Annotated in this window: 12 protein-coding genes and 1 pseudogene; 5 read left to right on the top strand and 8 right to left on the bottom strand. The window is 64.3% G+C overall.

Annotation, left to right across the window (positions count from 1 at the left end):
- Both EOA27_RS07440 and arsC read left to right on the top strand, forming a co-directional pair.
- A pseudogene (locus EOA27_RS07440) lies at positions 1-393 on the top strand (aquaporin); the annotation flags it as partial.
- Complete coding sequence (arsC, locus tag EOA27_RS07435; RefSeq protein WP_126078077.1) at positions 390-812, top strand: arsenate reductase (glutaredoxin); 423 nt, start codon at positions 390-392, stop codon at positions 810-812. The pseudogene EOA27_RS07440 and the gene arsC, both read left to right, overlap by 4 nt.
- On the opposite strand, the gene EOA27_RS07430 is transcribed toward arsC, so the two are convergent.
- Positions 790-1308: a GNAT family N-acetyltransferase gene (locus EOA27_RS07430; protein ID WP_126078076.1), complete on the bottom strand. Its 519-nt coding sequence runs from the start codon at positions 1306-1308 to the stop codon at positions 790-792. The two genes, arsC and EOA27_RS07430, sit on opposite strands and share 23 nt — an antisense overlap.
- 47 nt (positions 1309-1355) lie before the next feature.
- Between EOA27_RS07430 and EOA27_RS07425 the strand changes: the two genes are divergently transcribed.
- Positions 1356-2549, top strand: a complete 1194-nt coding sequence (locus tag EOA27_RS07425) for an MFS transporter (protein WP_245491045.1) — start codon at positions 1356-1358, stop codon at positions 2547-2549.
- A 202-nt stretch (positions 2550-2751) separates the two neighbouring features.
- Here the strand turns inward: EOA27_RS07425 and EOA27_RS07420 are convergent, their stop codons facing one another.
- A complete protein-coding gene (locus tag EOA27_RS07420; protein ID WP_127255836.1) occupies positions 2752-3477 on the bottom strand; it encodes an outer membrane protein in 726 nt (241 codons plus the stop codon).
- Between the two features lie 121 nt (positions 3478-3598).
- Between EOA27_RS07420 and EOA27_RS07415 the strand changes: the two genes are divergently transcribed.
- Together EOA27_RS07415 and EOA27_RS07410 are read left to right on the top strand one after the other, a co-directional pair.
- On the top strand, positions 3599-3895 hold the full coding sequence (locus tag EOA27_RS07415) for a hypothetical protein (protein WP_126078074.1): 297 nt from the start codon (positions 3599-3601) through the stop codon (positions 3893-3895).
- The gene (locus EOA27_RS07410; protein ID WP_127255833.1) at positions 3882-4838 is read left to right on the top strand and encodes an AraC family transcriptional regulator; all 957 of its coding nucleotides are present in this window, start codon (positions 3882-3884) and stop codon (positions 4836-4838) included. The genes EOA27_RS07415 and EOA27_RS07410 overlap by 14 nt, the downstream gene beginning before the upstream one ends.
- 161 nt (positions 4839-4999) lie before the next feature.
- On the opposite strand, the gene EOA27_RS07405 is transcribed toward EOA27_RS07410, so the two are convergent.
- The 6 genes from EOA27_RS07405 to EOA27_RS07380 form a co-directional block, all read right to left on the bottom strand.
- A complete protein-coding gene (locus EOA27_RS07405) occupies positions 5000-5284 on the bottom strand; it encodes a hypothetical protein (protein WP_040980340.1) in 285 nt (94 codons plus the stop codon).
- A gap of 226 nt (positions 5285-5510) precedes the next feature.
- Positions 5511-5834: a DUF2934 domain-containing protein gene (locus EOA27_RS07400; RefSeq protein WP_126078072.1), complete on the bottom strand. Its 324-nt coding sequence runs from the start codon at positions 5832-5834 to the stop codon at positions 5511-5513.
- A gap of 78 nt (positions 5835-5912) precedes the next feature.
- The gene (locus EOA27_RS07395) at positions 5913-7022 is read right to left on the bottom strand and encodes a mandelate racemase/muconate lactonizing enzyme family protein (protein ID WP_126078071.1); all 1110 of its coding nucleotides are present in this window, start codon (positions 7020-7022) and stop codon (positions 5913-5915) included.
- Positions 7023-7076: 54 nt separating this feature from the next.
- Positions 7077-9515, bottom strand: a complete 2439-nt coding sequence (locus tag EOA27_RS07390) for an FAD-dependent oxidoreductase (protein WP_126078070.1) — start codon at positions 9513-9515, stop codon at positions 7077-7079.
- 135 nt (positions 9516-9650) lie between these two features.
- A complete protein-coding gene (locus tag EOA27_RS07385; RefSeq protein WP_126078069.1) occupies positions 9651-10649 on the bottom strand; it encodes a L,D-transpeptidase in 999 nt (332 codons plus the stop codon).
- 272 nt (positions 10650-10921) lie between these two features.
- On the bottom strand, positions 10922-11207 hold a 286-nt coding region (locus EOA27_RS07380), incomplete at its 5' end, for a DUF982 domain-containing protein (RefSeq protein ID WP_145970285.1).

Raw genomic sequence — 11207 nt, 5'->3', positions numbered from 1 at the left:
ATCGCCGCGCATCTCATGTTCGCCCTGCCGGTTCTGGAGGTCGCGACGAAGCCGCGGACCGGGCCGGCGCAGTGGTTTTCCGAAGGCGTCGCGGCGTTCGGCCTTGTCGTCGTCATTCTCGCCGGCCTGCGCTTCGAGCGGCGGACCGTGCCGTGGCTGGTCGGGCTCTATATCACGGCGGCCTATTGGTTCACCGCGTCCACGTCCTTCGCCAATCCTGCGGTTGCCGTTGCGCGGTCGCTCACCAACAGCTTCTCCGGCATCAGGCCGGTCGATCTGCCGGGCTTCATCGTCGCCGAGCTGCTAGGCGCCCTGATCGCGCTTGCGCTGATGGGCTGGCTCCTCAAGCCCGAAACCGTTCAGCAATCCCATCCCCTGAAAGCAGAACCATGACGGTCACGATTTACCACAATCCCGCTTGCGGCACCTCGCGCAACACGCTCGCCATGATCCGCGCCAGCGGCGAGGAGCCCGTGGTGATCGAATATCTGAAGACGCCGCCGAGCCGCGAGCGGCTGCTCGAACTGATCGCGGGGATGGGGATCACACCCCGCCAGTTGCTCCGGGAGAAGGGCACGCCTTACGACGAGCTCGGTCTCGCCGGCCCGAAATGGAGCGACGAGGAACTGATCGATTTCATGCTCGCCCATCCGATCCTCATCAACCGGCCGATCGTCGAGACGCCCAAGGGCACGAGGCTCTGCCGGCCGTCGGAAGCTGTGCTGCCGCTGCTGGACAATCCGGTGTGCGAATTCGTCAAGGAAGATGGCGAGAAAATACGTCCATCGCTTAGGGCGTCAGGTGCTTCATGAAGTAGATGGACGCCCTTGGTTTGCCGAACGGGTCGACGAAATGATGCGGCACGACGCCGACTTGCCGCCAGTTCATGCGCCGATAGAGCCGCTCGCTCGCTCCGCCCTCGGCGGTGTCGAGAAGGAGAAGGGTGCGCTTTCTCGACCTGGCTTCGTCTTCCACCGATGCCATGAGCGCTGAACCGATGCCTTGTCGCTGGAAATCTCGATGCACGAGCAGCATGTAAACCTCCGCCCGGTGCAGCGCATTCGGTTCCGGCGACAGATAGAGCTGGACGGTGCCGACGAGATTGTCCTCGACATAGGCGCAGATGAGGAGACGTTCCCCGTTCGTCAGCGAGGGGAAGATGCCTTGCCAATAGGACCGGGCTTGGTCGACGTCGAACGGCAGTACGAAGCCGACGAGCGCCCCGTCCTCGATGCTCTGCATCAAGAGCCCGGCGAGGGCGTCGAGTCGCGCCGTTGCTCCGGCCTCGTCGATTACCGCGATACGCATGTGCGCTCCCCTTCGAGGCTCGATAAATAGTGGGCTTTGAGCGATCCGTGAAGATTGAAGCGCCTGCGCCCGTCCCCCGCAACCGCCACGTTCTCGTCACGGCCCTCGGAATCACGCAGATCATCGCCTGGGGATCGTCCTACTATCTGCCCGCGGTCCTTGCCGCGCCGATTGCAAAGGACACCGGCTGGTCGCTCGCATCGGTCGTTGCCGGGTTATCCTGCGGGCTGCTGCTTGCCGGGCTTGTGTCCCCCATCACGGGCCGGCTGATCCAGCGCCATGGCGGCCGTCCGGTGCTTGCCGCCGGCTCGCTGCTGCTGGCGGCCGCGCATTCGTTGCTGGCGATGGCAACCGCCTATCCGCTTTACCAGGTTGCCTGGCTGCTGATGGGCATCGGCATGTCGAGCAGTCTCTACGACGCCGGCTTCGCCACGCTGGGCCGGCTCTACGGCCAAGGCGCGCGCGGCGCCATCACCAACCTGACGCTCTTCGGTGGTTTCGCCAGCACCGTCTGCTGGCCGCTCAGCGCCTTCCTGGTCGAACATGGCGGATGGCGCATCGCCTGCCTTTCCTATGCCGCGATCCATCTGGCGATCTGCCTGCCGCTCCACCTTTGGGTCATCCCGCCGCCTCCACCCGCGGCGCCCGCCCCGGTGAGAGGCAAGTCGAAAGAGGCATCCGCCACGGGCAGGACGCGGGCACGCTTCATTCTGCTTGCCTCCATCCTGACATTGGCCGCGATGATCGCATCCACGCTCTCCGTCCACCTGCTGACGCTGCTGCAATTGCGCGGCGTCGGCCTGGCGGCGGCAGTCGGTCTTGGCGCCCTGGTCGGTCCGTCACAGGTCGGCGCGCGCGTGGCCGAGTTGCTGATCGGCCGCAACCGGCATCATCCGATCTGGACGATGCTGGCGTCCGTATCGCTGCTCGCGGCCGGGATCTGGCTGCTTCTGGTGGGCCACGCATTCATCGCGCTCGCCCTGATCCTCTACGGCGCGGGCAACGGCATCCACACGATCGCACGCGGCGCGCTGCCGCTGGTGCTGTTCGATCCGCAGCAATACGCCGTCCTGATGGGCAAGCTCGCAACGCCGAGCCTCATCATCCAGGCGGCAGCTCCTTCCATCGGAGCGCTGCTTCTGGGCATGGGCGGCGGCAATCTCGTCCTGACCACGCTGGCGCTCGCGGCGACGCTGAATGTGGGGCTCTCTATCTGCTTGCTTGCGGCCGTGGGCCGCTGATCCTCGGATCGGTTTGACGCCCGACGAAATCGCCGAATCTGTCGCGGATATCCGCTTTCAGGCGGCTCCGGACGGACGCCGCCGCACATCTTTTGGCGAATTACGCCAATGCATGTCGCTCAATGCGCCGTGGTTTCGGCTGAGCGACATGCATCAAACAAGGCTTAACTGCGGGTAACGAATCTGAACGATTGCGAGGCGCTCAGAAACGGTAATTCACGAAGGCCTTGAGCGTGTGGAAAGCCACGTCGTCCTTGACTGTCAACCCTTCGCCATTGTCGAGTATGTGCTTCGAGCCAAGGTCGACATAGGCATACTCCGTGCCGAAGGAGATGCGATCGGTGATGGCGTGCTCGAGGCCCGCGCCGATCGTCCAGCCGGTGCGTGTCTGCTCCTCGTTGAAGACGGTCGTCCCGCCGACCGTCAGTGTCTGCTCGGTGTTGCCAAAGGCAAGGCCGCCATGGCCGTAGATGAGCGTGCGGTCCCAAGCGTGGCCCAGCCGCGCGCGAACGGTGCCGAGATATTTGAGATCCACGTCGCCATTGAAGATCTCGGTGCCGTCCACCGAGGCCGTAACCGAAGCGCCGTAGCTGGACGCGGCAATATCCGCCACCGCACCGATCACCCAGCGGTCGGCGAACTGCCAGTCATAGCCTGCCTGGATGCCGCCGAGGAAGCCGCTCGCGGAAATCTCGAACGCGCCGTTGATCGGCGGCGGGTTTCCGTCGGCAAAGATCTGCCGCGAATTGAGCTTCATGTCGCCAACCGCAAACGAACCGAACCCGCCGAGATAGGGCCCCGTCCAGCTGAAGCTCTCCTCAGTCGGCGGCATCGGGGCCGCTTCCGGGGCGAGCGCATCGGCCGCGAAAGCGCTGCCGGTGGCAAGAACGATCGCCATGGCGGCCATGGACGTGGGTATGATCTTCATCGGATACGTTCCTCGTTGAATTGCCAGTTTCGAAATTGCGTCCACATTCCTTCCCGCCCATGCATGAGCGGGCTCCGGGGCCGTCAGCCAATCTGCGAAGACATGTCCGCGCATTGCGGACATGAAAATCGAGTACCACCCCTTCAACGCACCGCTAGCAGAGAAAATCCGGGTGCGTGTGGCGGATACGGAAGTCAAAATTGCAATAACGGAACAGTTGTTGTTCCGGAATTTCTGTCTTGCAAATTTGTCACACTTAACTCACTTTCCGAAAGCTGAGAGGCCATTCTGGATTCGGGCTCAAACCAGGGCGGAAATGGTGTTTCTCAAGCGCCAACGGACAGGCAAAGGCCAATTGCGGGCAGGCGCCGTCCAACCCCAGGCAGTCTTCGACAGGGAGCACGATGGCGAGCGCTGATCGGGTGGCCATGTTCTCGGCGGACGACATTCCCGAAGATCAACGGGACGAGTTCATTCGCGATTTCTACGGTCGCATCCAGATGCGGTTGGACATCACGCCGCGGGCCGACACGCCTCTCAAATTCTCTGCCCGCACCCTGATCCTGCCCGAGATGAATCTCACCAAGGGCAACGTCTCTCCCATGGTCTGGGAGCGCAACAGCGGGCTGATGGCCGACGGCAACGACGATATCATCCTATCCTGGAACAAGGGCGGCTACCGCTTCACCATGCCTGGGCGTGGCGATTTCAGCACCGATCCCGGCACCGCGGCGATCCTGCCGATGGACCGCCGCTACTCGGTCGCCAGCGAGGATTCGCAATGGACCATGGCGCTTCAGTTCAAGCGCTCGCTGCTGGTCCCGCTGGTGAAGAACCTCGATGATGTGCGTCCCGACAGTCTCGGCCGGACGCTCCCGGCCCACCGACTGCTGTTCGATTACCTCTGGTCGCTCCTGCATATCGAGGAGCCCGAGACGCTCGCGCCTCTTGCTTCCCGCCATATCACCGACCTTCTTGCCGTTTCCTTCGGTGGGATGGAGGCCCATACGCATCCCCCTGGTGTCCGCGCCGCAAGACTTGCGGCCATCAAGCAGCACATCGCCCGCAATCTGACCGATCCCGGGCTCAACGCCGGGCAGATATCGCGCAAGTTCGGTATCAGCGAGCGCTATGTCCGCCAGCTCTTTGCCGGGGAGGGCACAAGCTTTTCCGACTATGTCAACGGGGAGCGGCTCGCCTATGTCCATAGCTGCCTCACCGACCGCCGACAGTTGCTGCGGCGCATCGCCGACATTGCCTTTGAGGTCGGCTTCAACGAGCCATCCACCTTCTATCGGCAGTTCCGCCTGCGCTACGGCATGACGCCGACGGAAGTTCGTGCCTTGACCGAAGGGCGATAGCGGCTGAAGAGCCGGGGTTCGTTGCCATCTTCACCCGATGCCGCGCATCGGCTTGTTTGCCCGCAGCCTGGTTTCTGCGCGGCGGCTATTTTTCCACCGCCAGCGTCTCGTTGAGCACGGCCGCCAGGTGGAGCCCCCGAGCGCCAGCTGCTTCGCGCCGCTCAGTCGCGATGCTCCGGCATCGCCTTCAACTGGTCCTTCGTCCAGCTGGTGACGGCGTGGACGTCGCCGTCCTCGTCGCGCATGAAATCGAGCTGGCTGGCGGTGACGGCCACCGGCTTGGCGCCGATGCCGAGAAAGCCGCCGACATCGATCACGACCTGGCTGCCGTGCAGGTGGTCGACCGAGCCGATCTTCTCGTCATCGGGGCCGTAGATGGTCGCGCCTTCGAGGATGTCGGGCGTGAGCTCGGCATTGGTCAGTCTTACGTGGCTGGTGTGGTCCATGATGCATCTCCTGTGGTTGTACAGGGGTGAACCTCTGATGCGGCTGAGGGTTCCGGGAACGGAGCGAAAAGCGAGCGCTGCTCAACGAAGCGCTGCCCATCCCATCACGAGGATGAGGATAAGCGCGACCAGCGTACCTGCTAGTGCACGCCGGGGCGCAGACGCCGGGGGACGTATCCTGGGCATGCCCGTGGTTCTCACCGCGGATAGGTTGGTTGCCGGCTCGTCAGCTGCGCCGCTTCGCGCTCAGATCTCGCGCCGCTTGCTCGATCGCCGCGCGATCGTTGCCCAGTCGGTCGAGCAGCTCCTGCGCCTCGTCGCCCGAAATGCCTGTGCGCATGGCAAGCGCCTCCACCGTCAACACATCCGCGCTGTCGATCTCGCGCGTTTCGGGCAGCGCGTCATCCGCGGTCAGCGGCAGGGCCGCCTCGCGGTCGATCTCCATCTCCGCTTGTTGCCAGTGCCGTTCGTGATTGCCGAGGATGCCGCCCTCACGTTGAAAGATCTCATAGGCGCGCTGCCTGATCTTCTCGGTCCGATCGTCGTCCATCGCCGTTCCTCCTTGCGTGTCACAAGAACGCGGAACAGGGCGGAACGATCCGTACCGTTCACGAAGTGATCGACCGGCTTACGGCCCGTATATCGCCACCGGCTTGCCGAACATGCCGGGCTCGGGTTTCACGCCCAGCCCCGGCCGCTGCGGCACGGCGATATGGCCTTGCTTGATGACGACCGGGTGCTCCTGGTCGAAATGGCCCTTGATGTATTCCTGCGCGATCCAGGCGCCTTCCATGCGGCGCGGCTCGACGGTGGCGGCTAGGTGCACGCAGGCTGCCGCGATGATGTCGCCGCCCCAGGCGTCGTCGCAGCTATGCGGCAGCGAGCGGATGGCGCAAAGGTCGCGCACGGTGGTCATCCTGGTCAGCCCGCCGAGACGCGTGACCTTGAAGCCGAAGCCGTCGGCAATCCCCATCGAGATCGCCCTGAGCACAGCGTTCTGGTCCTCGGTGCTCTCGTCGAGATAGACGGGATGCGTGACGCGGCCTCTCAGCGTCGCGATCTCCTCCATCGTGTTGCAAGGCTGCTCGAAAACGAAGGGGATTTGCTGGCAGAGCCGGTCGAGATGGAGCGCGGCGGCCACCGTCAGGCCACGGTTGCCGTCGACCGCCAGCCGCGCCTTGTAGCCGACCGCTTCCCAGACCTTGTGGACGACGGCGACGTCTTCCTCGAGATTGCGCCCGCCGATCTTCACCTGCAGGCGCGGATAGCCGGCCTTCACCTTGTCGGCGGCGATCCTTGCCGTTTCCTCCGGCTCCCCGACGATCAGCGAATAATAGGCCGGCACGCGATCCGTCAGCGCCCCGCCCAACAGCGTCGAGACCGGCACGCCGAGCTTCTGCCCGAGCAGATCGAGGAAGGCCATGTCGAAGGCGGCCTTGGCATAGCCGTGGCCGTTCAGCCGCTCGTCCATCCGCTTCGCAAGCAGCCTGATCGAGGCAACCTCCGCACCGATCAGGCCGGGCGCGATTTCGGCGATCGCGGCGCGCGCGCCCAGCGCGTGATGCGGCTGGTAGACCGGGCCGATCGGGCAGGTCTCGCCCCAGCCTGTGAGCCCGTCATTGGTGATGATCTCGACCAGCGAGGAGTCCAGCGCCTCCACATCGGCGCTGGCCATGCGGTAGACGCCGCCTCTGACCGGCAATTGGGCCGAATAGACGTTGATCCGCTCGATGCGCATACGGGCTTCACTCCGAAGGACAGGTCGGCAACGGGCCGTTGCAGGCCCCGCCTGTTACATCCGCGCTCTGGCCGAGGTGGGGTCGTAAGGCGAATCCGCGATGACCTCGGCGACCTTCCAGTCGCCCAGGATCGCGACGTCGAGCTTGGTGCCGGGCCTGGCAAAACGCTCGGGCAGCAGCGCCAGCGCCACGTCATGTCCGACCGCGTAGCCATAGCCGCCCGAGGTGATGCGCCCGACCAGCTTACCGTCGCTGTAGAGCCCTTCATTGGCAAAGGTGCTGGCGCCGTCGGTGTCGATCCTGAGCGTTACCGAGCGGCGCTGGTCGTTGCGCTCCTTGTATTTCAGCACCGCGTCGCGCCCGACGAAGTCGCCCTTGTCGAGACGGATGAAGCGCTCCAGCCCGCTCTCCAGCGCGTTGAGCTCCGGGTTCATGTCGCGGTACATGGCGCGATAGGATTTCTCGAGCCTGAGCGACTCCAGCGCATGCAGCCCGACCAGTCGCATGCCGTGCTTTTCGCCCTCTCTCAGGATCGCGTCGAGCAATTGCCGCTGGTAGGGCAGGGGGTGATACAGCTCCCAGCCAAGCTCGCCTTCATAGTTGACGCGCAGCAGCCGTACGTCGCTGGCAAGAGCCACGCTGCCGGTCTTGACGCCGAACCACGGAAAGCTTTCGTTCGAAAGATCGATCTCCGTCAGCCGCTGCAGCACCTCGCGAGCCTTGGGGCCAACGACCGTGAAACAGCCGCGGTCGTTCGTCACGTTCTTCAGGCTTACGCTGCCGTCGGCGGGCAGCAGCCTCGACAGATCGTCGAAATTCCAGCGCTCGGCGCGCGGCGTCGAGATCAGGTAGAACAGATCCTCGCCGAGACGCGCCACCATGTACTCCGCCTGCACGCCGCCATTGGCCGTCAGATGGTGCGCCAGCGTCACCTTGCCGACCGCGGGCAGACGGTTGGCGATGATCCGGTCCAGCCATCGGACGGCATTCGGCCCCGACACCTCGAACTTGGTCATCGGCGTCATCTCGACCAGGCCGACGGCGTTGCGCACCGCCAGCACCTCCTCGCCGACGAGGTTGCCCTTGGGCGTCCAGCGCCAGCTATACTGGTCCTTGGCCTCGACCCCGTCGCGCGCGAACCAGTTGGGCATCTCCCAGCCGTTGAGCACGCCCCAGACCGCGCCGAGCTCCGTCAGCCGGTCGTAGGAAGGTGCCGTCTTCTGCGGCCGTGCTGCTGGCATGTCCTGCCCCGGATATTTCTGCTCGGCATGGGTGCCCCAGGCCTCTCGCACCTTCTGGCGCGTCCATTCCTTGTTGGCGTAGTCGCCGAAGCGGCGCGGATCGAGATCGGACGTGTCGAGGCTGTTGCCGCCTTCGACGATCCGCTCCGACAGATAATAGCCTATTGTCCCGCCCCACAGGATTCCGCCCGGCACGCCTTCGGCGAGCCAGACATTGGGCAGGCCCCAGGCCGGTCCCATCAAGGGCAGCTCGTCGGCCGTCATCTGGAAGGGCCCGCGCACATTGGCCTTGATGCCGACGCGCCCGAGCGCCGGGACCAGCCGCAAGGCCTGCTCCCAGTTCCACGACACCGCCTCGAAATCCTCTTCCAGCAGGTCGGCGCCGAACCAGGCGGGAACGCCGTCCTCGGCGAACAGCTTGAGGTGCTCGGTGCGCTCATAGGGCCCGAACATCAGCCCGTCGCCTTCCTCGCGCAGATAGCCTTCGAAACCCTCGTCGCGCAGGATCGGCATTTCGGGCCGCCCGGCGCGCTTGCGCTCCACCACTTCCGGCACCGCTTCGGTGATCCAGTACTGGTGCAGGATCGGGATCGCCGGGATGTCGAGGCCGAGCAACGCGCCGGTCTGGCGCGCGTAGTTGCCGGTGGCGCAAATCACATGCTCGCAGGTGATGTCGCCCTTGTTCGTCTGGACGAGCCACTCGCCGCCGGCGGTCCGCTTGAAACCGGTGACCTCGGTGTTGAGATAGACTTTTGCCCCAAGATCGCGCGCGCCCTTGGCCATGGCGTGCGTCACGTCGGCCGGCGCGATATGGCCGTCGTCAGGATGGTAGAGCGCGCCCAGCATCTCCTTGTTGTCGAGCAGCGGCCAGAGCTTTCGCGCCTCGTCGGGCGTGAGCAATTGCGCCCGCATGCCTTGCACCTCGGCGACGCTCATATAGCTCTTATATTCGTCGAGCCGGTCGCGCGAATTGGCGATGCGCAGCTGCCCGCATTTGTGCCAGCCAACCGGCTGCCCGGTCTCGGCCTCCAGCCCCTCATAGATCTCAATCGTCTTGTTGATCATACGCCCGACATTGATGTTGCGGGCATAGGACGGGATCAGCCCCGCCGCGTGCCAGGTCGAGCCGGCGGTCAGTTGCGTGCGCTCCAGCAGCGCCACGTCGGTCCAGCCGCGCTTGGCGAGCCCATAGAGGATTCCCGCGCCGACGCAGCCCCCGCCGACAATCACCACTCGCGCATGTGTCTGCATCTAATCACCAGTTTTTCTACCGAGCCGAGAACAACCGCGGTCGAAGCTACAGGCGGTGATTGGCGCTGTAACGTCTTCAAAAATTAGGGGTCATGATAAGCTGGATTTATGCAGCAGCCTGCGGGCTGGCCGCAGTCACTGCGCTTGCCCATCCTGCGCGGTCTCGTCCTTGAAGTCGACCTTCGTTCCCGGCTTGACCATGGCGGCGAGGTCCTCGGCGTCCCAGTTGGTCATCCGGATGCAGCCATGCGAGAAGGTGGTGCCGATCTTGCCGGGGTCTGGCGTGCCGTGGATGCCGTAGCTCTCGATCGAGAGGTCGATCCACACCGATCCCACGGGATTGTTGGGCCCCTTCGCGATCGTGAAGGGATGCTTGGTCTTCACCCCCTTGAAGGCGAATTTCGGATTGTAGTGATAGGTCGGATTGTGCACCACGCGCTTGACCTCGGCCGCGCCGCTCGGCGCCGGTTTCTCCTCGCTGCCGATCGAGGCAGGATAGACGGCAATCGCCTTGCCCGATGCATCGAGCGCGCGCACCTGGCGCGATGCCTTGTCGACCTCGACGCTGGCTATCTGTGGAGGCGGATCGCCGCGGCCGACATCGGGCACCACCAGGGCCGTGCCGGCCTTGCTGAACCCGGCTTTGGGATTGAGCATCCTCAGCAATTCTTCGCTGACATGAAACCGTTCCGCCAGCTTCTCCCGCGCGTTGCGATAACCCAGGCGCTTGAGATGCGCCATGCTCTCCATGCGGGCCGGGATACGCCTGGTGAAGGGGCCGCGCACATCTTTCGCGGTAGTCTCATAGCTCGTCATCACGAGACCGGCGAAGGTTGCCGCGAGCCTGTCCCAGGTCTCCCGCGTGAGCTTGCCGTCGGAGGGCAATCCGTTCGCTGCCTGGAAGGCCGCGACTGCCTTGGTAAAGTTCTGCGACGCGCGGCCGTCGATCAGGCCGGGCGAGAAGCGGGCGCGATCCAGAAGCACCTGCGCCTTGAGCATCATGGGGCTGACGCCTTTGGGCTCGCCTTCGCTGAATTGCGCCTGATTGACGGCGTCGGGCTCCAGCCTCGCTGCCTGCGCGACGCCGCACGCGAGCGAGAGCGCCACCCAGACGACAACAAGGAACCTGACCATCGACGTCACTCCACCGCGACAAGGACCTGTCTCTATGACGCGGCACGTCCGATCTGGTTCCTGTCGCGGGCAGCGCGCGAAGGTCATCGTGAATGTGCGCTTTCCCGCATATACGTTTGAATTTTAAGCTGGAAAGCAGTTCCCATGAACGCGCATTGGTGGCATTATCGCATAAGGGCCTATGCATTGACCGATTAAATGGCCCCCAGTCCTGGTAACCGGCGGCTCCCCAACGCCCCCCGCCCATGCCGTCGGTTGCCTCCATTTCGGGATCAACTATCCAAGCTGGCTTCTTGTCGGAGGAAGGAGGCGGCGTTGCCCGCCGCCTCGGTCACATCAGACATGTTTCGGCCGCGCACTTCCCAGAATGGGGGAATGGTGCCACCCTCGATGAGGATGTCCTTCTTGCGCGCGAAGGCGACGAAAACGCCCCTCGCTGTTTCCGCATCGACATCCCCGGCGAGGGCTGCCCTGCAGGCACGGATGGCCGCTTTTTGCTCGGGGCTGTTACCACACCAGTCGATGGCGAACTGATAGGCGTCCACGACGGTGTTCAAC

Origin of the sequence: Mesorhizobium sp. M2A.F.Ca.ET.037.01.1.1 (assembly GCF_003998075.1) — a bacterium.
Lineage (GTDB): Bacteria > Pseudomonadota > Alphaproteobacteria > Rhizobiales > Rhizobiaceae > Mesorhizobium.
Note: the sequence above shows the minus strand (reverse complement) of the source record. Positions and strands in the feature narration are given on the sequence as shown.